The 22,995-nt window shown below is 68.4% G+C and carries 23 protein-coding genes; 11 read left to right on the forward strand and 12 right to left on the reverse strand.

The window, feature by feature from the left end:
• Positions 1 to 7: 7 nt before the first annotated feature.
• From scpB to C3E99_RS09485, 6 genes are all read right to left on the reverse strand, one after another.
• The gene (scpB, locus tag C3E99_RS09460) at positions 8 to 601 is read right to left on the reverse strand and encodes an SMC-Scp complex subunit ScpB (RefSeq protein ID WP_067106503.1); all 594 of its coding nucleotides are present in this window, start codon (positions 599 to 601) and stop codon (positions 8 to 10) included.
• A complete protein-coding gene (locus C3E99_RS09465; RefSeq protein ID WP_076077751.1) occupies positions 598 to 1,371 on the reverse strand; it encodes a segregation and condensation protein A in 774 nt (257 codons plus the stop codon). The genes scpB and C3E99_RS09465 overlap by 4 nt, the downstream gene beginning before the upstream one ends.
• 7 nt (positions 1,372 to 1,378) lie before the next feature.
• Complete coding sequence (gene nagZ, locus C3E99_RS09470; protein ID WP_076074937.1) at positions 1,379 to 2,386, reverse strand: beta-N-acetylhexosaminidase; 1,008 nt, start codon at positions 2,384 to 2,386, stop codon at positions 1,379 to 1,381.
• Positions 2,387 to 2,494: 108 nt separating this feature from the next.
• A complete protein-coding gene (locus C3E99_RS09475) occupies positions 2,495 to 3,271 on the reverse strand; it encodes an SPOR domain-containing protein (protein WP_076074935.1) in 777 nt (258 codons plus the stop codon).
• Positions 3,271 to 4,998 (reverse strand): arginine--tRNA ligase, encoded by a 1,728-nt coding sequence (argS, locus tag C3E99_RS09480; RefSeq protein ID WP_076074932.1) that lies wholly within the window; start codon positions 4,996 to 4,998, stop codon positions 3,271 to 3,273. Before argS ends, C3E99_RS09475 begins: the two co-directional genes overlap by 1 nt.
• A 150-nt stretch (positions 4,999 to 5,148) precedes the next feature.
• The gene (locus tag C3E99_RS09485) at positions 5,149 to 5,787 is read right to left on the reverse strand and encodes a hypothetical protein (protein WP_234002657.1); all 639 of its coding nucleotides are present in this window, start codon (positions 5,785 to 5,787) and stop codon (positions 5,149 to 5,151) included.
• 715 nt (positions 5,788 to 6,502) lie between these two features.
• Here C3E99_RS09485 and ispH point away from each other — a divergent pair.
• From ispH to rnhA, 3 genes are read left to right on the forward strand one after another with little or no spacing between them, the layout of a single operon-like run.
• Positions 6,503 to 7,474: a 4-hydroxy-3-methylbut-2-enyl diphosphate reductase gene (gene ispH / locus C3E99_RS09495; protein WP_076074929.1), complete on the forward strand. Its 972-nt coding sequence runs from the start codon at positions 6,503 to 6,505 to the stop codon at positions 7,472 to 7,474.
• 13 nt (positions 7,475 to 7,487) lie between these two features.
• Positions 7,488 to 8,447 carry a homoserine kinase gene (gene thrB, locus C3E99_RS09500; RefSeq protein ID WP_076074927.1) on the forward strand — a complete coding sequence of 320 codons (960 nt, stop codon included), beginning with the start codon at positions 7,488 to 7,490 and terminating at the stop codon, positions 8,445 to 8,447.
• Positions 8,444 to 8,896, forward strand: a complete 453-nt coding sequence (gene rnhA, locus C3E99_RS09505) for a ribonuclease HI (RefSeq protein WP_076074924.1) — start codon at positions 8,444 to 8,446, stop codon at positions 8,894 to 8,896. Before thrB ends, rnhA begins: the two co-directional genes overlap by 4 nt.
• Positions 8,897 to 8,927: 31 nt before the next feature.
• Here rnhA and C3E99_RS09510 read toward each other — a convergent pair whose 3' ends face one another.
• Both C3E99_RS09510 and C3E99_RS09515 read right to left on the reverse strand, forming a co-directional pair.
• Entirely contained in the window at positions 8,928 to 9,104 is a 177-nt protein-coding gene (locus C3E99_RS09510) for a YegP family protein (protein WP_076074922.1), read from the reverse strand.
• Between the two features lie 88 nt (positions 9,105 to 9,192).
• Positions 9,193 to 10,323: an NAD(P)/FAD-dependent oxidoreductase gene (locus C3E99_RS09515; protein WP_076077746.1), complete on the reverse strand. Its 1,131-nt coding sequence runs from the start codon at positions 10,321 to 10,323 to the stop codon at positions 9,193 to 9,195.
• A gap of 109 nt (positions 10,324 to 10,432) precedes the next feature.
• Here C3E99_RS09515 and C3E99_RS09520 point away from each other — a divergent pair, with 109 nt between their 5' ends.
• The 7 genes from C3E99_RS09520 to C3E99_RS09550 are packed head-to-tail and all read left to right on the forward strand — an operon-like array spanning position 10,433 to position 17,521.
• Positions 10,433 to 10,921: an A24 family peptidase gene (locus C3E99_RS09520; protein WP_067109112.1), complete on the forward strand. Its 489-nt coding sequence runs from the start codon at positions 10,433 to 10,435 to the stop codon at positions 10,919 to 10,921.
• Between the two features lie 48 nt (positions 10,922 to 10,969).
• The gene (gene cpaB / locus C3E99_RS09525; RefSeq protein ID WP_104959729.1) at positions 10,970 to 12,010 is read left to right on the forward strand and encodes a Flp pilus assembly protein CpaB; all 1,041 of its coding nucleotides are present in this window, start codon (positions 10,970 to 10,972) and stop codon (positions 12,008 to 12,010) included.
• A 1-nt stretch (position 12,011) separates the two neighbouring features.
• Complete coding sequence (locus tag C3E99_RS09530) at positions 12,012 to 13,481, forward strand: type II and III secretion system protein family protein (protein ID WP_067109107.1); 1,470 nt, start codon at positions 12,012 to 12,014, stop codon at positions 13,479 to 13,481.
• A 26-nt stretch (positions 13,482 to 13,507) separates the two neighbouring features.
• Positions 13,508 to 14,152: a CpaD family pilus assembly protein gene (locus C3E99_RS09535; RefSeq protein ID WP_067109103.1), complete on the forward strand. Its 645-nt coding sequence runs from the start codon at positions 13,508 to 13,510 to the stop codon at positions 14,150 to 14,152.
• Complete coding sequence (locus tag C3E99_RS09540; RefSeq protein ID WP_067109100.1) at positions 14,149 to 15,438, forward strand: AAA family ATPase; 1,290 nt, start codon at positions 14,149 to 14,151, stop codon at positions 15,436 to 15,438. Before C3E99_RS09535 ends, C3E99_RS09540 begins: the two co-directional genes overlap by 4 nt.
• A 60-nt stretch (positions 15,439 to 15,498) precedes the next feature.
• Positions 15,499 to 16,467: a type II secretion system F family protein gene (locus C3E99_RS09545; protein ID WP_067109097.1), complete on the forward strand. Its 969-nt coding sequence runs from the start codon at positions 15,499 to 15,501 to the stop codon at positions 16,465 to 16,467.
• Positions 16,468 to 16,480: 13 nt separating this feature from the next.
• On the forward strand, positions 16,481 to 17,521 hold the full coding sequence (locus tag C3E99_RS09550; RefSeq protein ID WP_104959730.1) for a type II secretion system F family protein: 1,041 nt from the start codon (positions 16,481 to 16,483) through the stop codon (positions 17,519 to 17,521).
• A 38-nt stretch (positions 17,522 to 17,559) separates the two neighbouring features.
• Here C3E99_RS09550 and C3E99_RS09555 read toward each other — a convergent pair whose 3' ends face one another.
• Both C3E99_RS09555 and C3E99_RS09560 read right to left on the reverse strand, forming a co-directional pair.
• The gene (locus C3E99_RS09555; protein WP_076074916.1) at positions 17,560 to 18,561 is read right to left on the reverse strand and encodes a fumarylacetoacetate hydrolase family protein; all 1,002 of its coding nucleotides are present in this window, start codon (positions 18,559 to 18,561) and stop codon (positions 17,560 to 17,562) included.
• Between the two features lie 58 nt (positions 18,562 to 18,619).
• Positions 18,620 to 19,036, reverse strand: a complete 417-nt coding sequence (locus tag C3E99_RS09560) for a hypothetical protein (RefSeq protein ID WP_067183003.1) — start codon at positions 19,034 to 19,036, stop codon at positions 18,620 to 18,622.
• 148 nt (positions 19,037 to 19,184) lie between these two features.
• On the opposite strand from C3E99_RS09560, the gene C3E99_RS09565 reads away from it, so the two are divergent.
• Positions 19,185 to 20,417, forward strand: a complete 1,233-nt coding sequence (locus C3E99_RS09565) for a sensor histidine kinase (RefSeq protein ID WP_104959731.1) — start codon at positions 19,185 to 19,187, stop codon at positions 20,415 to 20,417.
• Positions 20,418 to 20,435: 18 nt separating this feature from the next.
• Here C3E99_RS09565 and C3E99_RS09570 read toward each other — a convergent pair whose 3' ends face one another.
• Entirely contained in the window at positions 20,436 to 21,515 is a 1,080-nt protein-coding gene (locus tag C3E99_RS09570; protein ID WP_420894041.1) for a choice-of-anchor A family protein, read from the reverse strand.
• A 152-nt stretch (positions 21,516 to 21,667) separates the two neighbouring features.
• Positions 21,668 to 22,981 (reverse strand): aspartate aminotransferase family protein, encoded by a 1,314-nt coding sequence (locus C3E99_RS09575; protein WP_076074912.1) that lies wholly within the window; start codon positions 22,979 to 22,981, stop codon positions 21,668 to 21,670.
• Positions 22,982 to 22,995: the final 14 nt, after the last annotated feature.

Raw genomic sequence — 22,995 nt, forward strand, 5'->3', positions numbered from 1 at the left:
GCCTCATCTAGGCATCTTCGCCGTCTTTGACTAGGTCCAGCTCGTCCATCGCCGCTTCGAAAGCGAGGTCGACGGGGTCGAGCAGGCCCGCGGCGCGCAAATCCTCGATCCCCGGCAGGTCCTTCCGGCTCGCCAGCCCGAAATGCTGGAGGAAGGCGTCGGTGGTCCTGTAGATCAGCGGCCGGCCGGGCACTTCGCGCCGCCCCGCGGGGGCGATCCATTCGGCCTCCATCAGCACGTCGAGCGTGCCTTTCGACGTCTGGACGCCGCGGATCGCCTCGATCTCCGCGCGGCTGACCGGCTCGTGATAGGCGACGATCGCGAGGACCTCGGCCGCGGCGCGCGACAGCTTGCGCGGGTCGTCGCGTTCGCGGCGGAGCAGGTGGGCGAGGTCGGCCGGGGTCTGGAAATGCCAGTGGCCGCCGCGCTCGACCAGTTCGATGCCGCTGCCGGCGTGGCGCTCCGCGATCGCCGCGACGATCGCGCGCACCGCGCCGGGCGTCGTCTCGCCGCCGAGGCGCGCCGCGACCTGCCGCGCGTCGAGCGCCTCGTCGCTGGCGAACAGCATCGCTTCTATCGCGCGTTCGAGGTCGTCGATCATGCGTCTGCTGCCTTCAGATAGAGCGGTTCGAACGCGCCGTCCTGCCGCAGGTCGATGCGCCCCTGCCGCGCCAGTTCGAGCGCGGCGAGGAAGCTCGACGCGATCGCCGAGCGGCGCAGGGGTCCGTCATAATCGGCCGGCAGGAAATCGGACAGTTCGGCCCAGTCGAGCCGGACGCCGATCATGCGTTCGAGATGCTGGAGCGCCGCGTCGAGCGTCACCACCGGCCGGCGCGCGACCATGTGCACGACCGGCTCGGTCCGCAGCTTCACCTGGCCGTAGGCCGCGAGCAGGTCGTAGAGGCTGGCGTCCCAGCGCCGCTTGCGGACGTCGTGCAGCCCCTCCGGATGCGGGCGCAGAAAGACGTCGCGGCCGACGCGGTCGCGCGCGAGCAGCCGCGCCGCCGCCTCGCGCATCGCCGCGAGCCGCTGGAGCCGCAATTGCAGGCGCAGCGCCAGTTCGTCGGGCGACGGGTCCTCCGCCGGGTCCTTCGGCAGCAGCAGCGCCGACTTGAGATAGGCGAGCCACGCCGCCATCACCAGATAATCGGCCGCGACCTCCAGCTTCAGCGCGCGCATCTCGGCGATGAAGGCGAGATATTGCTCGACCAGCGCGAGGATCGAGATCTGCCGCAGATCGACCTTCTGGCTGCGCGCCAGCGTCAGCAACAGGTCGAGCGGCCCTTCCCAGCTGTCGAGCGAAAGCTGGAGCGCATCCTCGCGCTCCGTTGCCGCCGGCACGACGTCATAGGCGAGCGGCAGTTCGTCCACCGGCGCCTCAGGCCACCGCGAGCAGCGCGTCGCGCTGGTCGACGAGCAGGTCGAACGCGCGCGGGTCGTGCGCGCCGGCGATCCGGTCCATCGCACCTTCGAGCCGCGCGAGCGACGCCGGGCCCATCGGATCGAGCGCGTGCGCGATGCCGACCATGTCGTCCATCTTCGCCCAGCAGTTGAGCGCGATGTCGCACCCCGCCGCGATCGCCGCCGCCGCGCGCTGCGGCACGCCGCCCGACAAGGCCTTCATGTCGAGGTCGTCGGTCATCAGCAGGCCGTGGAAACCGATACGCTGGCGGATCACATGGTCGATGACGAAAGGCGACAGCGTCGCGGGCCGATCGGCGTCCCAGGCGTCGAAGACGACGTGGCAGGTCATCGCCATCGCGGCATCGCGCAGCGCCGCGAAGGGCGCGAGATCGGTCTGGAGATCGTGATCGGACGCGGTGACGACCGAAAGCGCCTCGTGCGAATCGAACCGGGCGCGGCCGTGGCCGGGGATATGCTTGACGACGCCGAGCACGCCGCCCGCCTGCAATCCGCCGAGGATCGCGCGGCCGAGCGCGGCGACGCGCATCGGCTCGCTGCCCAGCGCGCGGTCGCCGATGACGTCGCTCGCGCCCGGCTGGCGCACGTCGAGCAGCGGCAGGCAGTCGACCGTGATGCCGACCTCCGCCAGCATCACCGCGAGCGCCATCGCATTGAGCCGCGCCGCCTCGATCGCGCTCGCCGGCGCGCGCTCGTACAGCGCGTCGAAGGCCGCGCCGCTGGGGAAATCGGGCCATTCGGGCGCCTTCATGCGCGCGACGCGCCCGCCCTCCTGATCGATCAGGATCGGCAGCGGGTCGCGGCCGTCGAGGCTGCGCAGATCGTCGGTGAGGCGCCGCAGCTGGTCGCGATTCGCGATATTGCGTCCGAACAGGATGTAGCCCGCGGGCTGGCTGTCGCGGAAGAAGGCGCGCTCGTCTTCGGTCAGGGTCAGGCCCGACAGGCCGAAAATAGCGGGTATCATCGTGCGTCAACCTCCATCGGTCGGCGCCCCCTCATGCGGCAACCAAGTCGAGCATCATGCCATAGCCGCGCCGCCGAACCAATGCCGCGTGCGGCGGGGCGGGTCGATTCAGCGGACGATGACGCAATTTTCGCCGGCAACGCGCAATTTTCCGCACAGGCCCGCCGCATTGGCCGCCGTTCCCGCCGAAACGCGCAGGCGATAGACGGTGCTGTCGCCGACCTTCGCCGGGGAGACCGAGCGATTGAGCTCCGCAAGATAGGCGAAACGCTTCGACAGGTTCGTCCACGCCTTGGTCGCCGCCGCCTCGCTGCTGAAGGCGCCGAGCTGGATCATCGTCGTGCCGCCGGGCGCGGGCGCCTCTTTCGCCGTGTCTTCGGCGGTCTTGACCGACATGGCGGCGGGCTTCGGCTTGCCCTTGTCGGCGGCCGCGATGCGCGCCGCCTCCGCCTTCGCGGCCGTCGCCTTGTCGGCGCTGGCCTTTGCGGCGACCGCCCTGGCCGCCGCTTCGCGCTCGGCTGGGGTCACCGCGGGTTCTTCGGGCATGCGGCTGGGATCGACGCGGCCCGCGGGTTCGGCGCCCTCGCTCGCGGCGAAGCTGGCGTCGCCTTCGCCCTCGAAGGTCCGGGCGGCATCGTTGCTCGGCACGACCTTGTAATCGCCGTCCTGCGCAGCGATCAGTTCGCCCTTGCCGCGCGCGCCGCCGTTCTGGATCCACCACAGGCCGCCGAGCACGGCGCCGATTAGCAGCAGCCCGCCGAGCACCATGACGAGCAGGCGCACCGGCGACACCTCGCCGTCATCCTCGAAATCCTCCGCAGCCTCCAGCCAGGGCAGGCGATCTTCGCCCTCCAGACCCAGCCCAGCGTCCGTCTCTTCGGCCATCACAGCATCTCCTCGAGCGCCTCGACCCCCATCAGGTGCAGCCCGTTGCGGATAACCTGCCCGATTCCGTCGGCCAAATAAAGCCGCGTCGCGGTCAGTTCGGCGTCCTGCGTCAATATGATACGCGCCTCGGGCCGGTCGTTGCCCATGTTCCACCACGCGTGGAAGGCGGCGGCGACCTCCCCCAGATAAAAGGCGATGCGGTGGGGCTCGCGCGCCGCCGCCGCCGATTCGACGATGCGCGGGAACTGCGCGAGCAGCTTGACGAGGCCGAGTTCATGATCGTCGAGCCGCGCCGGGTTCGGCGCCGCGGGGGCGATCCCCGCCTCCGCGAGCTTGCGCTTGAGCGACGCGATCCGCGCATGCGCATATTGGACATAGAAGACCGGATTGTCGCGCGACGCCTCGACCACCTTCGCGAAATCGAAATCCATCTGCGCGTCGGCCTTGCGCGTCAGCATGGTGAAGCGCACCGCGTCCTTGCCGACCTCGTCGACGATGTCGGCGAGCGTCACGAAATTGCCCGCGCGCTTCGACATCTTGAACGGCTCGCCATTCTTGAGCAGGCGGACCATCTGGACGAGCTTGACGTCGAAGCGCGTCTTGCCGCCGGTCAGCGCCGCGACCGCGGCCTTGATGCGCTTGACCGTTCCGGCATGGTCGGCGCCCCAGATGTCGATCAGTTCGTCGGCATTCTGCGCCTTCTGGTAATGATAGGCGAGGTCGGCGCCGAAATAGGTCCAGCTTCCGTCCGATTTCCGGATCGGCCGGTCCTGATCGTCGCCGAAACGCGTCGAGCGGAACAGCGGCAGTTCGACCGCTTCCCAATCCTCGGGCGTCTCGCCCTTCGGGGCTTCGAGCAGGCCATCGTAGACGAGGTCGTGCTCGCGCAGCCACGCCTCGGCCGCGGCGGGCTTGCCCGCGGCCTGCAATTCGGCCTCCGACGCGAAAAGGTCGTGATGGATGCCCAGCTTGGCGAGGTCGGCGCGGATCATGTCCATCATCGCCGCCACGGCGACCTTGCGGAACGGCACCAGCCATTCGCTTTCGGGCGCCGTCACGAAGCGGTCGCCATATTCGGCGGCGAGGCTTTCGCCGACCGGCTTCAGATAGTCGCCCGGATAGAGCCCTTCGGGAATCGCCCCGATCGCCTCGCCAAGCGCTTCGCGGTAGCGCAGGTGCGCCGAGCGCGCGAGCACGTCGACCTGCGCGCCGGCGTCGTTGACATAATATTCGCGCGTGACCCGATGCCCGACATATTCGAGCAGCGCGGCGAGCGCGTCGCCGACGACCGCGCCGCGGCAATGGCCGACGTGCATCGGGCCGGTGGGATTCGCCGAGACATATTCGACGTTGACGCGGCGCCCCGCGCCGACCGCCGACCGCCCGTAATCTTCGCGCTGCGCGTGGACCAGCGCCAGTTCGGCGCGCCAGCTTTCGTCGGCGAGGCGCAGGTTGATGAAGCCGGGACCGGCGACGCTCGCCTCGACCACCTCATCGAGCGCGCCCAGTTGCTGCACGAGTTGTTCGGCGAGCGCGCGCGGGTTGGTCCCGGCCGGCTTGGCGAGCACCATCGCCGCGTTGGTCGCGACGTCGCCGTGCGACGGATCGCGCGGCGGTTCGACGCTGATCGCACCGCGGTCGAGCCCGGCGGGCAGCGCGCCCTGCGCGACGAGCGCATCGAGCGCGGCGTTGATATGGTCGGAAAAACGGCTGAACAGGGTCACGGCATCGGGCCTATCTTGGGTCGGACGGAATGGAGCGCGCCCTACCGCAGCTTGGCGGGCGCGAAAAGCCCCGCGTCGCCCGGACCGGGGCGCTGGCGCGGGCGGGGGCGCGGAAGGCCGGCGAACGGCGCCGCGGCGGCGGCACGCGCCCTATCGTCGGACGTTGTATTCGAGCTGGTCCTGCGTGAGCTGGAAGCCGACGAGCAGTTCGAAGCTGGAGCGCTGGACGGCGGCGCGCACCTCGGGCTGGCTGAGCGGATCGATCGCGGCGTCCTGATCGCCCGCCTTGCGCTTGCGGGTGATGCGTTCCTGAATGTCGGCGGGCAGCGTCGCGGCGGCCCGGTCGACATAGGCCGACGCCTGACCGTGGCCGACCGCGCGCGTCTGACCGGCGGGGAAGGTCACGCTGACCTGGCCCAGCCGCTTGGCGACGATCGCGGTGCCGCCCTGCACGACGGTCGCGAAATAGGGGAGCGTCACCGTGCGTTCCGCCCCCGCGTCGCGGCGCGTCGCGACGACGTCGAACGACGCGAGCTGGAACACCTTCTCGCCGCCCTCGTTGCACTGCGGCGCGAGATTGGTGATCGAGGCGACGACGTCGATCGCGCTGGCGTCGCGGCTGGTCGCCGGGTCGAACAGGGTGATGTCGCCGGTATGGAGCGGCACTGCCACCGCCGGACATGTCGAGCGCGTCGCGGTGATGCCGACGCCGGCCGACACGTCGATCTCGTTGTCGCCGGCGCAGCCAGCCACCATCGTCAAGGCCGCCGCCCCGCAGAGCATCGTCATTGTCTTACGGAGCGAAGGCGAAATGGGGGTCATGATGATCGAGCTTTCCAAACGGGTGCGGCGGGACGGACAATCTCGCGCCCTAGAGCACTGAACGATTAGATTGAATCGTTCAGTGCTCTAAGGCGTGTGGGGATTCGTCTTGCGACTGTCCTTTATCGTGTGTCCCCGCGAAGGCGGGGACCCATCTGCGGTGGTTTCGAGATGGAACCGGCCGAAGATGGACCCCCGCCTTCGCGGGGGAACACGGCTTCATACAATATCGCGGCGATAGACTCTGAATCCCCACAAGCCTTAGTTTCTTCATTGTTTTCCGCATTCTCCGAGTCGTCAGGTGATTCCACCTGACTAGGGTCAGGACCCATGAATTGCGCGTTCGAGGCGTCGAAATGGCGAAGATATCGGGCTTGGGCGGACGCAGCGGGTAGCATCGCTACCCGCAAGGCCGCACGAGCCTGAGATCGAAGCCATTTCGGCGTCCCTGCGGGATTTGACCGATTTTGCCCATGGCTTCGTCGAAAAGTCTTGAAATATATTCATATTCCTACGCCTTTCCTCCTCGCCCTGAGCAAAATCGCTTCAAACCTCGAACGCGCAATTCATGGGTCCTGACCCTAGAGAATGCTCTATGCGCGCCGCTTCTTATCGGTGCGATGAACGCGGCGCAACGGGGAGCTTTACCGCATGGCGCCTGCTGCGCTAGAGCGCGCGCACCATGAACGCCCTTTCCCCCCTGACGCCGGGCCGTACCGAACTGACCGTTCTGGTCGCCGCTCCGCACGGTTTCTGCGCCGGCGTCGACCGCGCGATCCGCATCGTCGAACTGGCGATCGAACGCTATGGCGCGCCCGTCTATGTCCGGCACGAGATCGTCCACAACCGCTATGTCGTCGACGCGCTGAAGGCGAAGGGCGCGATCTTCGTCGAATCGCTGAGCCAGGTTCCCGACGGCGTGCCGGTGGTGTTCAGCGCCCACGGCGTTCCCAAGGCGGTGCCCGCGAAGGCCGAGGCGCGCGGGCTCGACTATATCGACGCCACCTGTCCGCTGGTGTCCAAGGTCCACCGTCAGGCCGAGCGCGCGAACGAGGCGGGGCGCCACATCATCTTCATCGGCCACGCCGGCCATCCCGAGGTGATCGGCACGCTGGGACAGCTTCCCGAAGGCGCAATGACGCTGGTGGAATCGGTCGACGACGTCGCGACGCTGACGCCGCCCGATCCCGACAAGCTGGCCTTCCTGACCCAGACGACGCTGTCGGTCGACGATACCGCCAGCGTCGTCGCCGCGCTGCGCCACCGTTTTCCGTCGATCCAGGGTCCGCGCGGCGAGGATATCTGCTATGCGACGTCGAACCGGCAGGACGCGGTGAAGGCGATCGCGCCGCGTTGCGACCGGGTGATCGTGATCGGCGCCCCGAACAGTTCGAACAGCCTGCGGCTCGTCGAGGTCGCCGAACGGCTCGGCACCCCGGCGCACCTGATCCAGCGCGGGGTGGACATCGACCCCGCGTGGCTGGCCGACATCGCCACGCTGGGAATCACCGCCGGCGCCAGCGCGCCCGAAACGCTGGTCCGCGAAGTCATCGACGCCGTGGCCGCCCACCGTCCGATCGCCGAGCAGACGATCGTGTCGGCGGAGGAGAATATGGTGTTCAAGCTGCCCCGCGGGCTCGAACCGGCGGCATAAGGATCAAAGCCCGATGGCCGTTTACACGCACGTCGACCCCGACGACCTCGCCGCGCTCGTCGCCCGCTACGCCATTGGCACCGTCGTGTCGTGCAAGGGCATCGCCGAAGGGGTCGAGAACAGCAATTTCCTGATCGAGACGACCGACGGCCGTTTCATCCTGACCCTCTATGAAAAGCGGGTGCAGGCGGGCGACCTGCCCTTCTTCGTCGACCTGCTCGGCCATCTTGCCGATCACGGCTGCCCGGTTCCGGCGATGATCCGCGACCGCGACGGCGAGGCGATCCAGCGGATTTCGGACCGCGCGGCATGCATCATCCAGTTCCTGCCCGGCATCTCGCCGAGCCATCCGATGCCGAGCCAGTGCGAGGCGGTCGGCGCGGCGCTCGGCGCGATGCACCGCGCGGCCGCCAGCTTCCCCGGCGGGCGCGAGAACAGCATGGGCCATCGCCACTGGCGCGCCATCGCCGAGGCGACCGGCGACCTCGACGCGGTGATTTCGGGCTTGCAGGATCTGGTCGACGCCGAACTCGCTTTCCTCGATGCCCACTGGCCGGGCGATCTGCCCGCGCATGTGATCCATGCCGACCTGTTTCCCGACAATGTGCTGATGCTGGGCGACCGGGTGACGGGGTTGATCGACTTCTATTTCGCGGCGAGCGATGTCCGCGCCTATGACCTTGCGGTCACGCATGCCTCATGGACATTCTCCGACGACGGCCGCCATTGCGACCCGGCGCGCGCGCAGGCGCTGATGCGCGGCTATGCCCGCGAGATCGCGCTGACCGACGCCGAGGTCGCGGCGCTGCCGCTGCTCGCGCGCGGCGCGGCGCTGCGCTTCCTGCTGACCCGCGCGCACGACTGGGTCCATACCCCCGCCGACGCGCTGGTCACCCGCAAGGACCCGGCCCCGCTCCTCGCCCGCCTGCGCCGCTATCAGGCGCATGACGCCGCGGCGCTGTTCGCGGCATGAACGACACGCGGACGGTCGTCATCGCCACCGACGGCGCATGCAAGGGCAATCCCGGGCCCGGCGGCTGGGGCGCGGTGCTGCGCTGGGGCGACGCGGTGAAGACGCTGTCGGGCAGCGAACCCGATACGACGAACAACCGCATGGAGCTGATGGCCGCGATCGAGGCGCTCGCCGCGCTCAAGCGAAGCTGCGACATCGAGCTGTCGACCGACAGCGTCTATGTGCGCGACGGCATCACCAAATGGGTGCACGGCTGGCAGAAGAACGGCTGGAAGACCGCCGCGAAGAAACCCGTCGCCAATGCCGACCTGTGGCAAAGGCTGCTGAGCGAGGCGAAACGCCATCGCATCGAATGGCTGTGGGTCAAGGGCCACGCCGGGCACGGTGACAATGAACTGGCCGACCGGCTGGCGAGCGACGCGGCGCTGGAGGTCGCGCGGGCGCGCTGAACGCCCGCGCGCCCGCCCTTGTCCGGCGTCCCTATTCGGCCTCGCGGACCTCGGCGCCCGGGCCGTTCTTCAGGATCGACTCGATCGCATTTTTGGCCGAGGCCTTGCTGGTATAGCCTTCGGTCCAGAAGATCGGCTCGCTGTTATATTTGAAATAGGCGACGAACTCGCCCTTCTTGTTCTTCTTGATCTCGAAATAATGCGCCATCGGGTCCTCCGCGTTTCGGGGTGCCGCCGGCTCGCGGCGGCCAGGCCATGGTAAGCCGCCCGTTTCGCGTTGCAAGGGCGCGTTGCGGTCAGCCGAAGCGCGCGGGCGAAAAGGCGGCGGGATCGATCGCGCCGATCGCTCCACCCGGCATCGGCGCGCCGAGTTCGGCGGCGAGCAGGGCGCTGATCGCGGGCGCGGTCTGGATGCCGAAACCGCCCTGCCCCGCGCACCAGACGAAACCGGAAACATGCAGGTCGGCCCCGAAGACCGGCAGGCGATCGGGCGCGAAGCTGCGCAGGCCGGCCCATTTGCGCTCGACCGCCGCGACCGGCCAGTCGACCACCGCCTGCAATCGCGCGATCGCGAGCGCGACGTCGATATCCTCGGGCGCGGCGTCGCCGGGGGGCGACGGCGTTTCGTCGTGCGGGCTCAGCCAGATGCGTCCCTCGCCCGCGCCCTTGAAATAGAAATCGCCGCCGACATGGACGATCAGCGGCAGCGCGGCCGGAACCGGTGCGCCCAGCCGGACCTGCGCCATGGTGCGGCGATAGGGCCGGATGCCCATCGGCGCCGCGCCGCAGGCGGCCGCGACGCGGTCCGCCCACGCCCCGGCGGCATTGACGATCACCGCGGCGCGCACGGTCCCCCGCCCGGTCTCGACCGTCCAGCCGCCCGCTTCGCGGCGCGCGGCGATCAGCGGCGCGCGCGTCGCCAGCATCGCCCCGCCCCGCCGCGCCGCGCGCAGGCACGCCGCATGCAGCGCCGCGACATCGATGTCGCGGCACGACGGCTCGGACGCGGCCGCGGTCCACCCGGCGCGCAGGCCCGGCACCCGCGCCGCGAGTTCGGTGGCCTCCAGCGGCGCGACATCGACGCCGCGCGCGGCGAAGGTAGCGATGAACGCATCGACCATCGCCGCCTCTTCCGCGCGGCCGACGATCAGCGACGAGCGCGGCAGCAGGAACGGCCGGTCCGAAAAAGCCGGGTCGGGATGCGCGAGCGCGTCGAACGAGGCGGCGGTGAGCGGCTGGACGTCCGGCCCGCCGTAGCTTTGCTGCCAGAAGGCCGCCGACCGCCCCGTCGCATGATAGCCGGGCGCGTCCTCCGCCTCGATCATCAGCACCCGGCGATGGGGCGCGAGCGCCGCCGCCAGCCCGCTTCCCGCCATGCCTGCCCCGACGATGAGAACATCGGTTGCGGAAGGGAAAGCAGCGGTCATGCAGCCGCGCATATCGGCTGGACGGCGGAATGCAAGCGGCGGGCCCAATGAACCGCAGCTCTGCACATGGTTACGCTTTGGTAAGCCATCATGCTTAAGGGACGGGGCCATGGACCGTAGCTCGATCGCTTTTGGCCTGATGGCATTGCTCGCCGCGCTGATGATCGCCGCCGCGGTCAGCGACCTGCGGTCGCGGTCGATCTCGAACGGGCTGAACGGCACGATCGCGCTGCTCGCCATTCCCTTCTGGATCGCGAGCGGCCTGTCGCTGTGGCCCGACATTCCGATCCAGTTCGGCGCCGCCTTCGCGGTATTCCTGCTGTTCGCCGGGCTGTTCGCCATCGGCGCGATGGGCGGCGGCGACGTCAAGATGATCGGCGCGGTGATGCTGTGGATTCCGTTGCCGCTGTTCGTTCCCATGCTGACCGTCATGGCACTGGGCGGCGGCCTGCTGTCCGCGATCATGCTCGTTCACATCAAGCTGCGCCCGTCGGGCAAGCCGGTCGAGGTCCCCTATGGGGTCGCGATCGCGGCGGCCGGACTTTGGGCGCTTCACCAACACTATCTTAACCAGTTTCAGTTTATCGGATCGGCCTGAGGGTAGGCACAGCCGTTTCTGGTGGGTGCAGGAGGGCGAAAAATCGTCATGGATATGCGAAAGATTATGCTGATCGTCGGCGCGCTGGTCATTGCGGTCAGTGCGGCGTTCGGAGTCAATCTGATGATGCGCGGGTCTTCGACCCCGCCCGCCCGTGCGGCGGCGGCCCCGGAAATTTCCGGCCCGATGATCCTGGTCGCAACGCGGCAACTGCCGGTGGGCACGATCATCGGCCCCGACAGCTTCCGTTTTCAGCCGTGGCCGACCGAACTGGTCGAGAAGGCCTATTTCCTGAAGGACAAGACCGACGTCAACACGCTGGTCGGCACCGTGGTGCGCTATCCGATCACCGCGGGCCAGCCGCTGACGCAGGGCGCGCTCGTCCACCCCGACGACCGCGGCTTCCTGGCCGCGGCGCTCGGCCCGGGCATGCGCGCCGTCACGGTGAAGGTGTCGCAGGAACAGGGCGTCGCCGGCTTCGTCTTTCCGGGCGACCGCGTCGACGTGCTGCTGTCGCAGGAGATTTCGGTCAAGGAAGGCAGCGCCTATCCCGACGACCAGCTCTTCACCGCGGAAACGATCGTGCGCAACGTGCGCGTCCTCGCGACCGACCAGCGCTACGATGCCGAGGACGAGACGGGCAAGACGCCGGTCCGCACCTTCGGTTCGGTGACGCTCGAGGCGACGCCCGAGATCGCGGAGAAGATCGCCGTCGCCCAGAACATGGGCCGGCTGTCGCTGGCGCTGCGTCCGCTGGCCGAAAGCACCGGCGACCTCGAATCGGCGATCGCGTCGGGCGAGATCGACGTGCCGGCCAAGGGCGGCACCGTCGCCGAACGCAAGATGCTGGCCGAAGCCGCCGCGCGTCCGACCGCCAGCCGCTCGTCGGCCACCACCGGCGGCGACGTCTCGCGCTTCTGGGTGCCGGTCCGGGGTCGTGTCACGGCGCCGCGCCAGCCGCAGCAGCAGTCGATGGCGGACACGCCGGCAGCGGCATACGGGGGCACGGCTCAGGCCGCACCGCGGGGCCCTGTCGTCCGCGTGACGCGCGGCGACAAGACCACCGAAGTTCCGGTTGGGGGTAAGTAAGATGAACAGCAAAGCCAATTTCAAGGCAGCGGCGCTCGCCCGTACCCTGGCCGTCGGCCTAGTCGCGGCAACCCTGGCCGCCGCCCCGTCGCAGCCCGCAACCGCGCAGGCGACGCAGAATGCCAGCAGCAGCATCGACCTGTCGGTCGGCCGCGGGCGCCTGATCAACCTGCCCGCCCCGATGGCCGACGTCTTCGTCGCCGACGACAAGGTCGCCGACGTGCAGGTGCGGTCGAACCGCCAGCTCTACATCTTCGGCAAGGCGCCGGGCGAGACGAGCATCTATGCGACCGACGCCGGCGGCCGCGTCGTCTATTCGACGGTTGCGCGGGTCGGCAACAATATCGAGACGATCGACCAGATGCTGACGCTGGCGATGCCCGACGCGAAGATCGCGGCGAACACGATGAACGGCTTCGTCCTGCTGACCGGCACCGTCCAGTCGCCCGACGACGCGGCGGAGGCCGAACGGCTGGTGCAGGCGTTCGTCGGCGAACAGACCAAGGTGCTGTCGCGCCTGCGCACGGCGACGCCGCTGCAGGTCAATCTGCAGGTGCGGATCGCCGAAGTGAACCGCTCGCTGGTCAAGGAGATGAGCGGCAACCTGCTGACGCGCGACATGACGGGCGGCTTCCTGGGCGGCGTGTTCAGGGGGCGCAAGGCCGGCACGATCACCACCAATCCCGACGGATCGACCAGCTACACGGTCGAGACGCCCACCGGCATCAACAGCCTGGCGGCCGCCGGACGGCTGTTCGGCGTCGACCTGATCGCTTCGCTCGACCTCGGCGAACGCTCGGGGATGGTCGCCACGCTCGCCCAGCCCAATCTGACCGCGATTTCCGGCGAGACCGCCGACTTCCTGGCGGGCGGCGAATATCCGGTTCCGATCCCCGGCAACTTCGCCGGAACGACGATCGAATATCGCAAATATGGCGTCAGCCTCGCCTACACGCCGACCGTGCTGTCGAACGGCCGGATCAGCCTGCGCGTGCGGCCGGAAGTATCCGAACTGACGACCGACGGCGCGATCGAACTCGACGGGTTCCAGGTTCCGGCGCTCACCGTGCGTCGTGCCGAAACGACCGTCGAACTGGGTTCGGGCGAAAGCTTCATGATCGCGGGACTGATGAACAATCGTTCGGTCGGCGCGATCGACAAGGTTCCCGGCCTCGGCGACGTGCCGATCCTGGGCAGCCTGTTCAAGTCGGACAGCTTCCGCCGCGGCGAAACCGAGCTGGTGATCGTCGTCACCCCCTATCTGGTGAACCCGGTTTCGGCGAACGAGATCAAGCTGCCGACCGACGCCTTCCGCGTTTCCGACGACGCGTCGCGGCTGCTGCTCGGCAAATCGAGCGACGGCGTCACCGGCGGCGACCGTCCCAAGCCGCAGCTCGACGGCGCGCCCGGCGACGCCACCCGCCCGCGCGGCAGCGGCGACGTTTCGCCCGGTTTCAGCCTCAGCAAGTAAGGCGCTGGTTTTCAGGAGCTAAAGTGATGAAGAAGATCGCAACTCTGACCGCCCTGGGACTGGCGACCGCGCTGGCCGGATGCACCGGCTCGGCCTACAGCAACCGCAGCCTCGAATCGGTCCACCAGCCGCTGGTGCGCAACGCCACCTATCATTTCGACGTCGCGGCGACGAACGGCGATCTGCCGCCCAGCGAGCAGGGCCGCCTCGAAGGCTGGCTCGACGCGATGGGCGCGCGTTATGGCGACCGCATCGCGGTCGAGGATTCCTCGACCTATGGCGCCGCGGCGGCGCAGGCCACGGTGCGCTCGATCGTCGAGAAGCGCGGGCTGCTGCTGAGCCGAGAGGCCCCGGTGACCGAAGGATCGGTCGCCCCCGGCCATCTGCGCGTCGTGATCACGCGGGCGAGCGCGCATGTTCCGGGCTGTCCCGACTGGGCGAGCAACTATTCGATCAACCCGACCAACGCGACCTCGTCCAACTATGGCTGCGCGACCAACAGCAATCTCGCCGCGATGGTCGCCGACCCGAACGACCTGATCAAGGGCGCGTCGAACGACCGCAGCGACCCGGCCGCCGCGACCAAGGCGATCAAGACCTATCGCGAGAAGCCGCAGACCGGCGCGGGCGAACTGCGCGGTCAGTCGACCAGCAACGGAGGTGCCAAGTGAACGCTCCCTTCAAAGCCGCGGGGCTGCGCGACCCGTTCAACGCCTTCGTCTGCGACGACGATACGCTGGAGCTGATCCGCGTCGCCGCGGGCGACATGGGCTGGCCGATCGAGAAGTGCAACAAGGGCGGCCTGCGCAACGCGGTGCAGTCGCTGTCGGTGTCGGCAAGCCCGAACATCCTGTTCGTCGACATGTCCGAATCGGGCGATCCGATCAACGACATCAACGCGCTGGCCGAAGTGTGCGAGCCCGGAACGGTGGTGATCGCCGCCGGGCAGGTCAACGACGTCCGCCTGTATCGCGACCTGCTGTCGAGCGGCATCCAGGACTATCTGCTGAAGCCGCTGTCGCTCGATCAGGTCCGCGAATCGCTGGCGATGGCGCAGGCGATGCTGACCGCGCCCAAGCATGGCGACGTGCACGACGACAAGCCGCACCACATGACGGCGGTGGTCGGGGTGCGCGGCGGCGTCGGCGCGTCGCTGGTATCCACCTCGCTCGCCTGGGTGATGAGCGAGCAGGCCGGCCGCCAGACCGCGCTGCTCGACCTCGACGTCCATTTCGGCACCGGCGCGCTGACGCTCGACCTCGAGCCGGGGCGCGGCCTGATCGACGCGATCGACAATCCGAGCCGCATCGACGGCCTGTTCATCGAGCGCGCGATGGTGCGCGCGTCGGACAAGCTGAGCCTGCTGTCGGCCGAGGCGCCGATCCACCAGCCGGTGATGACCGACGGGTCGGCGTTCTTCCAGCTCGAGGAGGAATTGCGCGGCGCCTTCGAGATGACGATCGTCGACATCCCGCGGCACGTGCTGATCCCCTTCCCGCACCTGGTGTCGGAAGCCGGGACGATCCTGCTGGTCAGCGACGTGACGCTCGCCTCGGCGCGCGACACGATCCGCCTGCTGTCCTGGTTCAAGCAGAACATCCCCGCGGCGCGGGTGATCCTGGTCGCGAACAAGTTCCAGAGCGCGATCGGCGAACTGTCGCGCAAGGAATTCGAATCGTCGATCGAGCGGTCGATCGACATCGTCATCCCCTTCGATCCGAAGCTGGTCAGCCAGGCCGCAAAGCTCGGCAAGTCCTATGCGGAAATCTGCAAGGGCACCAAGGGCGCGCAGGCGTGGACCAATCTGATGCGCCTGATCCTCGACGGCGCCGACGGCGACGGCGAGGAGGTCGCGGCGCCGGCCGCGAAGGGCGGCGCGAAGGACGCGGCCAGCGGATCGCTGCTCGGCAAGCTGGGCGGCATCGGCAATCTGATGGCGAAAAAGGGCGCAAAATAAGGGGGTGAAGCGGCCGCTTCGGCGGCCGTCGCGACACCCCTCAACCGGATGAATCCGACCATGAACCTGCCAGTGATCCTCATCATCGCCACCGCCTTTCTGGCTTTCGCGGCGCTTGTCGTCCTGCTGGGCGGCCCCTCGGCCGGGAAAGCCAAGTCGCGGCGGCTGGCATCGGTGAAGGATCGGCACGCGGCCTCGACCGAGGCGGTGGTCGCGGCGCAGATGCGCAAGACGATCCAGGCGTCGAGTGCCGGGAGCAACCGGCTGTCGAGCCTGATGCCGCGCCGCGAGCAGATGGAACTGCGCCTGCGCCGGACCGGCAAGACGTGGAACATCACCCAATATATGTTCGCGACGATGATCCTGTTCGTCGTCGTGGCGGCGCTGATGCTGATCATGCGCGCGCCGTTCATGCTGGCGATCCTGTTCGGCCTGCTGGCGGGGATCGGCCTGCCCTATATGATCGTCGGCCGCCTGATCAAGAAACGCGTGACCCAGTTCACCACCCGCTTTCCCGATGCGATCGACCTGCTGGTGCGCGGGTTGCGGTCGGGCCTGCCGGTCACCGAGACCTTTCAGGTCGTCAGCCAGGAACTGCCCGGTCCGGTGGGCGAGGAATTCCGCGGAATCATCGAGCGCATCCGCATCGGCAACACGATGGAGGCCGCGCTGCAGGAATCGGCCGACATGCTCGGCACGCCCGAATTCCAGTTCTTCTGCATCACGATCGCGATCCAGCGCGAGACCGGCGGCAATCTGGCCGAAACGCTGGGCAACCTGTCCGACGTGCTGCGCAAGCGCGCGCAGATGAAGCTCAAGATCCGCGCCATGTCGTCGGAAGCCAAGGCCTCCGCCTATATCGTCGGCTCGCTGCCCTTCTTCGTGTTCGGTATCGTCTGGATGATGAACCCCGAATATCTGAGCGGATTCTTCCACGAGGAGCGGCTGATGATCGCCGGGATGGGCGGGCTGATCTGGATGAGCCTGGGCGCCTTCATCATGTCGCGCATGATCAGTTTCGAGATTTGAGGACGCCGACCCGATGACCAGCAGCCTCCTCCTCACCGCCTTCACCGGAGCCCAGCCGGGCCCGACGCTTCTGGGCGTCGATGTCGTCTGGGCGGCGACCATGCTCGCCGTCGTCGGCGTGCTCGCGGTGCTCGTCGCCATTTATGGCGCGCTGACCGTGCGCGATCCGATGGCGAAGCGCGTCAAGGCGCTCAACGAACGCCGCGAACAGCTCAAGGCCGGGATCACCGCATCGACCGCGAAGCGCCGCGCGCGGCTGGTCCGCAAGAACCAGACCGCCGACCGGATGCGGACCTTCCTCGGCAAGCTGCAGGTGCTTCAGGAAGAGCAGATCAAGGATGTGCAGCAGAAGCTGGCGCAGGCCGGCATCCGCTCCAAGGACCTCGCCGTCGCTGTCATCTTCGGGCGGCTGGTGCTGCCGATCCTGCTCGGCGGCCTGGCGGCCTTCCTGATCTATGGCATCGACATGTGGCCCGATATGACGCCGATGAAGCGTTCGGGCTTTACCATGGCGGCATTGATCCTCGGCTACAAGGCGCCCGACCTGTTCGTGCAGAACAAGCGCCAGAAGCGCACCGACGCGATCCGCAAGGGGCTTCCCGACGCGCTCGACCTGCTCGTGATCTGCGCCGAGGCCGGCCTGACCGTCGACGCCGCCTTCTCGCGCGTGTCGCGCGAGCTCGGCCGCGCCTATCCCGAACTGGGCGAGGAATTCGCGCTGACCTCGATCGAGCTCGGCTTCCTGACCGAGCGTCGTCAGGCGTTCGAGAATCTGGCCTATCGCGTCAATCTGGAAGCGGTGAAGGGCGTGGTCACGACCATGATCCAGACCGAGAAATACGGCACCCCGCTGGCCAGCGCGCTGCGCGTCCTGTCGGCGGAATTCCGCAACGAGCGCATGATGCGCGCCGAGGAAAAGGCCGCGCGCCTGCCCGCGATCATGACGGTGCCGCTGATCCTGTTCATCCTGCCGTGCCTGTTCATCGTGATCCTGGGTCCGGCGGCCTGCTCGCTCAAGGACGCGCTCGCCGGCGCGATGGGCGGCGGAAGCTGAAAGCGGGGCGGGCCCGCGCCCGCCCGCTTCCCCGGCGGTCAGGCGACCGTCTGCTCGATCGCGCCGAAGATGCTGTGGTGGCGCTCGTCGTCCATCCAGATGCGGACCGTGTCGCCCTTCCGCATGAAGGGCGTCGCCGGCGCGCCGCCGCGGATGGTTTCCACCGTCCGCACCTCGGCAAGACAGCTGTAGCCCAGCCCGCCCTCGGCGATCGGCTTGCCCGGACCGCCGTCGGCATCGCGGTTCGAAACCGTTCCCGACCCGATGATCGTCCCGGCGCCCAGATGGCGCGTCCGCGCCGCATGGGCGATCAGCCGGCCGAAATCGAAGGTCATGTCGACCCCGGCATCGGCGCGGCCGAGCGGCTGGCCGTTGAGGTCGACGCACAGCGTGCCGTGCAGCTTGCCGTCGCGCCAGCGGTCGCCGAGCGCATCGGGCGTCACGAACACCGGCGACATCGCGCTCGATGGCTTCGACTGGAAGAAGCCGAACCCCTTGGCGAGTTCGGGCGGGATCAGTCCGCGCAGCGAAACGTCGTTGGTCAGACCGACGAGCAGGATCCTGTCGCGCGCCGCCTGCGCGTCGATGCCGGCGGGCACGTCGCCGGTCACGACGACCACCTCCGCCTCCATGTCGCAGCCCCATGCGGGGTCGCCGAGCGGGATCGGGTCGCGCGGGGCGAGGAAGGCGTCGCTGCCGCCCTGATACATCAGCGGGTCGTGCCAGAAGCTTTCGGGCATCTCTGCCCCGCGCGCCTGGCGGACGAGCGCGACATGGTTCACATAGGCGCTGCCGTCGGCCCATTGATAGGCGCGCGGCAACGGCGAGGCGGCGTCGCGTTCATGGAACCGTTCGCGCGGGATCGCTTCGTGATTGACGTCGTCGGCCAGCGCCTTCAGGCGCGGCGCCGCTTCCGCCCAGTCGTCGAGCGCCGCCTGCAGCGTCGGCGCGATCGCTCCGGCGTCCGCATACCAGGCAAGATCGTCCGAAACGACGACCAGTCGGCCGTCGCGGCCGGCTTTGAGCGAAGCGAGTTTCACATCGGTCCCTTTGTCTGCGATGCGGCCGAAGCATCATCGCCCACAGGGCAAGCGACGATCAGCGCGGCATCTGGATGGATGCGAAACAGGTAAAGCCGCTCTGTCCCGCCTGCAAGCGCCGGATATATTGCAGATAGGCCTGCGACTGGTCGTAGGTCGCGCCGGGCAGCGTCTGGCCGCGGAAGGCGCGCTTGACCTGTTCACCCGTGAAGGGGCGCGGCGATCCCGGAAAAGCGCCCTTCGTCCCCGGCGGGACGAGCTTGCCGTTGGGATCGATATAGCGACCGGCGCCGGTCGGGCCGGGAACCGGTATCTCGCAATTCATCACCGACACGGCGGTCTGCGCAAAGGCGGGACGGATCGTCAGCGCGGCGGAGACGCCCGCAGCGCCGAGCGCCAGCATCCGGCGGCGCGTCGGAACGGCCTCATCGGCGCCATCTGCCGGCTCGTGGCCCGGAATCTCGCTGTTTTCCATACTCTGCCCCTACCCCATAGGGAGCGGGAGGAAAAGCAAAAGACCGGCCCCCGCATCCGGCATCCCGCTTTGGGACAGGGGTCGGCGCAAGCGTAACCGGCGCAAACGGCCTTGCGGGCGCCTGCGCTTCGTGCGAGGCGCTGTGCCGATGTTCGACCGCCTGTCCAGCCTCGTCATCGCGTTGACGCTGGTCGCCGTCGCGGCGATCTTCGCCGGACTGGCCGGGGGCGATGCCCTGACCATCACGCTTCTGGCCGCCGCGGGCGCCGCCGCCGCCGCCATCGTCCATGCCGCAGTGCCGGGGGCCCCGCCCGACTTCGACGGGGGAACGGGCGCGCCCGAACCCGAAGCACCGCCGCCGTCGCTGTTGCGGCACCCCGATTTCGCCCGCTGGGCCGACCAGGAGCGCGAGCCGCTGATCGGAACCGCCGACAATGTCGTCACCATCGCCAACGACGCGGCGGTCCGGCTGCTGGGCCGGCATATCGTCGGCGCCGACATCCGGACCGCGATCCGCCATCCCGCCGCGACCGAAGGGCTGGCGGCGGCGGACGGCGCAAGCCCGCCATCGCCGATCGACCTTGTCGATTTTCCCCGATCGGGCCAGCGTTGGACGCTCCGGATCGCCGAATTGTCGGGGGGCGACCGTATCATCTTCCTGTCCGACCGGTCGGCGATCGACGCCGCCGATCGCATGCGGTCCGACTTCGTCGCCAACGCGAGCCACGAACTGCGCACTCCGCTCGCGGCGATCCTCGGCTATGTCGAGACGCTGCACGACCTGACCGGCGAAACCGACGTGCCGACGCGCCGCCGTTTCCTGTCGATCATCGAACGCGAGGCGCGGCGGATGCAACAGCTCGTCATCGACCTGCTGTCGATCTCGCGGGTCGAGGCCGACCGGTTTCGCCGCCCGACGACGCCGGTCGATCTTGCAGCGATCGTGCGGACGACGATCGCGCAATTGCAGGACAGCGAGGAAGCGCGCCCCAAAGACATCGTTGCCTTGCCCGGCGACACCGCGGTGCCGGTGCTCGGCGACGAGGCGCAGCTGGCGCAGCTCGTGCACAACATCATTTCCAATGCGCTGAAATACGGCCGCGCGGGCACGCCGGTAACGGTCGAGCTGATCCCCGAGGAAGCCGACCGGGTGCGCCTGTTGGTCAGCGATGAGGGCGACGGCATCGCGCCCGACCACCTGCCCCGCCTGACCGAGCGCTTCTACCGCGTCGACGAGGCGCGCAGCCGCTCGGTGGGCGGCACCGGGCTCGGGCTCGCGATCGTCAAGCACATCGCCGAGCGCCATCGCGGCCAGCTCGACATCGCGAGCGAGCCCGGCAAGGGTACGCGCGTGTCGGTCGTCTTTCCGCTCGCCGCCTGAAACGCTTCGGGGCGGTCGTCAGCCGTCGCGGCGGCGCCGAAACCGGCGGGCATAGATCAGGCCGCCGACGCCCAGCGCGAACAGGCCCCACAGGCCCGGTTCGGGGATCGGAACCGGATCGCCGCCCGAACTCGACCCGCCCGAGGACGACCCGCCCCCCGGCGTGCCGATATTCCCGCCCTTGTAGGTGCCGATATGCATCTCGCCATTCTGCTTCAGATTGCCGAAGACCGCCGAGCCCTGGATGTAGTTCCCGGTTTCCGCATCCGCGGACGGCGCGAGGATCGAACCGCCCCACGCGGTCGTCACGCGGATATTCTCGGCATCGGGGAAGTTCCAGATCACATGCTCGCCCAGGTTGTTGGTGCCGCCGATGAAATTGTCGTTGAGCAGGATGTTGCGGCCGCTCACATTGACGACGACCGTTTCGGCACCGTTGAGAGCGAACTGGATTTCGCCGATCTTGTCGAGGTCGGCCGAGCTGATCTCGAATACCGCCAGCCCGTCGGCATTCGGCTTTGCCGTGAAGACGCCGCGATTGCCCTGGACGGCGAACTGGCTGTTCGATGTCAGCGTCCCCATGTCGAACGACAGCCGGTCGAGGCTGGAGACGAGCTGTTCCTTCTGCTGCTGCAGGCCGACCACGAAGGCCGGATCGCTGTTGCCGAGGCCGGACAACACCTTGTTCTGATTGACGTTGGTGTTGCTGATCGTCCCGCCGACCTTCACCGTCTGCGCCGCGCCGTTGAGGTTGAAGCCGCTGTTCACATTGCCGCCGACGACCGCGCCCGAACCGTTGTTCAGATTCTTGTGACCGCCATTGACGTCGCCGACGACGGTCAGGCCGGGCTGGCCCGACGTCGATTGCGCCAGCGGGCGGATCGCATAGTTGGACGAATTCCCCGACAGGTTGCCGCCGACGAAGGTCCGCCCCTCAACCTCTGACGAGGATTCGAGATTGCCGAGAACGACAAGATTCCACTCGCGCAGGGCGTCGAGGCCGGTGATGGGTGACGAGGATTGCGCAAGCGCGGGCGAAACCGCCAGCGATGCCGCGAAAATAGCCGTCGCGACGAGCGGCCGAAAGGCAATGGACACTCTGAAAACCTGTCTGGAAAAGGGAATTTGCCGAATGCGGCGAGGCCCTTAGCCGATTTCACGCGCCTTGCCTATCGCAGTGCTGTCCCAATCCGGAACAGGGTCGAGGCGCGGACCGCAAGGCGTGGTAAATTCACGATATCGCGCCGATTTCAGGCGATGGTGTCGAGCAGTTCGCCGAGCATCCCGAACATCTGGTCGATCTGCGCCTTCTCGACGATCAGCGGCGGCGACAGCGCGATGATGTCGCCGGTCGCGCGGACCAGCAGGCCGGCGTCGAAGGCGCGGTGGAACAGTTCCATCGCGCGCGCAGTCGGCGCGCCGGGGCGCGGTTCGAGTTCGATGCCCGCGACAAGGCCGATGGTGCGGATGTCGACGATATGACGGCGCCCCCGCAGGCCGTGCGCCGCCGCCTCCCAATAGGGCGCCAGTTCGGCGGCCCGTTCGAACAATCCCTCGCGCGCATAGAGGTCGAGCGCCGCCAGCCCGGCCGCGCAGGCGAGCGGATGGCCCGAATAGGTATAGCCATGGGCCAGTTCGATGCCGCCGGGCGCGCTTTCGATCACCGCGTCATGCAACTCGCGCTTCACCGCGACCGCACCCATCGGGACGGCGGCGTTGGTCAGCCCCTTCGCCATCGTCAGTATGTCGGGGGTCACGCCCCACGCCTGCGCCGCGGTCGCCGCGCCGACGCGCCCGAAGGCGGTGATCACCTCGTCGAAGATCAGCAGGATGCCGTTGCGGTCGCAGATCGTGCGCAGCCGTTCGAGATAGCCGACGGGCGGGACGAGGACGCCGGTCGACCCTGCCATCGGCTCGACGATCACCGCCGCGATCGTTTCCGCTCCATGCAGGTCGACGAGACGCTGGAGGTCGTCGGCCAGTTCGGCGCCATGCGGCGGGAAACCGCGCGAAAAGGCGTTGCGCGCGGGGTCGTGCGTGTGGCGCAGATGATCGGCGCCGGGCAGCAGGGCGAAGGCACGCCGGTTGCCGACGATGCCGCCCACGCTGATGCCGCCGAAGCCGACGCCATGGTAGCCGCGCTCGCGCCCGATCAGCCGGGTGCGTGTCCCCTGCCCCCGCGCCCGCTGCACCGCGAGCGCGATCTTGAGCGCGGTGTCGACCGATTCCGAACCGCTGTTGGTGAAGAAGATGCGGTCGAGCCCCGGCGGCATCAGCGCGGCCAGCCGCTGCGCCAGTTCGAAGGCGGCGGGGTGGCCGAGTTGAAAGGTCGGTGCGAAATCGAGTGTCGCGGCGGCCCGGGCCATCGCCGCGGCGATTTCGGTCCGGCAGTGTCCGGCGTTGCTGCACCACAGCCCCGCGGTGCCGTCTAGGATCGTCCGCCCGTCGCCGCTCTGGTAATGCATGCCGCTCGCCGAGACGATCTGGCGCGGGTGCGCCTTGTAGGCGCGGTTCGCGGTAAAGGGCATCCAGAAGGATGCCAGTCCGTCATTGTCGCCTTGCATCGCCCAGCCGCCTT

The organism is Sphingopyxis sp. MG (genome assembly GCF_002953155.1).
In the GTDB taxonomy this organism is placed as follows: domain Bacteria; phylum Pseudomonadota; class Alphaproteobacteria; order Sphingomonadales; family Sphingomonadaceae; genus Sphingopyxis; species Sphingopyxis granuli.

Bases quoted from the DNA above. Each gene is read 5' to 3' on its own strand.
- C3E99_RS09515 (WP_076077746.1), bottom strand. From the start codon at position 10,323: ATGACCGCTGCTTTCCCTTCCGCAACCGATGTTCTCATCGTCGGGGCA.
- C3E99_RS09545 (WP_067109097.1), top strand. From the start codon at position 15,499: ATGAACCTGCCAGTGATCCTCATCATCGCCACCGCCTTTCTGGCTTTC.
- C3E99_RS09485 (WP_234002657.1), bottom strand. From the start codon at position 5,787: ATGACGATGCTCTGCGGGGCGGCGGCCTTGACGATGGTGGCTGGCTGC.
- ispH (WP_076074929.1), top strand. From the start codon at position 6,503: ATGAACGCCCTTTCCCCCCTGACGCCGGGCCGTACCGAACTGACCGTT.
- C3E99_RS09560 (WP_067183003.1), bottom strand. From the start codon at position 19,036: ATGGAAAACAGCGAGATTCCGGGCCACGAGCCGGCAGATGGCGCCGAT.
- C3E99_RS09550 (WP_104959730.1), top strand. From the start codon at position 16,481: ATGACCAGCAGCCTCCTCCTCACCGCCTTCACCGGAGCCCAGCCGGGC.
- thrB (WP_076074927.1), top strand. From the start codon at position 7,488: ATGGCCGTTTACACGCACGTCGACCCCGACGACCTCGCCGCGCTCGTC.
- C3E99_RS09475 (WP_076074935.1), bottom strand. From the start codon at position 3,271: ATGGCCGAAGAGACGGACGCTGGGCTGGGTCTGGAGGGCGAAGATCGC.
- scpB (WP_067106503.1), bottom strand. From the start codon at position 601: ATGATCGACGACCTCGAACGCGCGATAGAAGCGATGCTGTTCGCCAGC.
- C3E99_RS09530 (WP_067109107.1), top strand. From the start codon at position 12,012: ATGAACAGCAAAGCCAATTTCAAGGCAGCGGCGCTCGCCCGTACCCTG.
- C3E99_RS09510 (WP_076074922.1), bottom strand. From the start codon at position 9,104: ATGGCGCATTATTTCGAGATCAAGAAGAACAAGAAGGGCGAGTTCGTC.
- rnhA (WP_076074924.1), top strand. From the start codon at position 8,444: ATGAACGACACGCGGACGGTCGTCATCGCCACCGACGGCGCATGCAAG.
- nagZ (WP_076074937.1), bottom strand. From the start codon at position 2,386: ATGATACCCGCTATTTTCGGCCTGTCGGGCCTGACCCTGACCGAAGAC.
- C3E99_RS09535 (WP_067109103.1), top strand. From the start codon at position 13,508: ATGAAGAAGATCGCAACTCTGACCGCCCTGGGACTGGCGACCGCGCTG.
- C3E99_RS09575 (WP_076074912.1), bottom strand. From the start codon at position 22,981: ATGCAAGGCGACAATGACGGACTGGCATCCTTCTGGATGCCCTTTACC.
- C3E99_RS09520 (WP_067109112.1), top strand. From the start codon at position 10,433: ATGGACCGTAGCTCGATCGCTTTTGGCCTGATGGCATTGCTCGCCGCG.
- C3E99_RS09565 (WP_104959731.1), top strand. From the start codon at position 19,185: ATGTTCGACCGCCTGTCCAGCCTCGTCATCGCGTTGACGCTGGTCGCC.
- cpaB (WP_104959729.1), top strand. From the start codon at position 10,970: ATGGATATGCGAAAGATTATGCTGATCGTCGGCGCGCTGGTCATTGCG.